Source organism: Streptomyces jumonjinensis, assembly GCF_009600885.1.
Taxonomy (GTDB): Bacteria; Actinomycetota; Actinomycetes; order Streptomycetales; family Streptomycetaceae; genus Streptomyces; species Streptomyces jumonjinensis.
In genome coordinates this window covers 80462-80899 of the sequence record NZ_VCLA01000201.1, presented here as the reverse complement: position 1 = coordinate 80899, position 438 = coordinate 80462, and the positions used below count along the sequence as shown (strand labels likewise).

Annotated in this window: 1 protein-coding gene; it reads right to left on the bottom strand. The window is 76.5% G+C overall.

Annotated elements, in window-relative coordinates:
• On the bottom strand, window positions 1-438 hold a 438-nt coding region (locus FF041_RS39830), incomplete at both ends, for a DnaB-like helicase N-terminal domain-containing protein (protein WP_323393688.1).

The window sequence follows — 438 nt, the reverse complement described above, 5'->3', positions numbered from 1 at the left end:
GGCTGGGGCTTGCCGGGTACGGGGCCGGTGCGGGCGGTGTGCCACCGTCGGCGGACCTCGTCCAGCGGGCCGAGGGCGTGCAGAGCGTGGCCGATCAGCCGCCCGGCCGGAAGTGCCGCGTCCTCGGCCAGGGCCTGGACCTGCTGGGCGCTCTCGGCCGCCGTCCGCACCAGGGCCGCCGCGACGACCTGTTCGCCGAAGTGCTCCGCCGAACCGCTCAGCGTCAGGGGGTCGCAGACCGCGAGGACCCGCTCCGCGTCAAGGCTGCGGTCGGTGAGGGCGCCGCGCCGCTGGGCCTCCCACAACACGGTGAGCTGGTCGACGGGCTCGCCCCGGTGATGCAGGGCCCCGAGCGCCCGGTAGAGCTGCTGATGCCCCAGGTCCGCGAAGTCGCCCGGCCGCAGCCAGCCGACCACCGCGTCGAGCTGATCCGGGCGC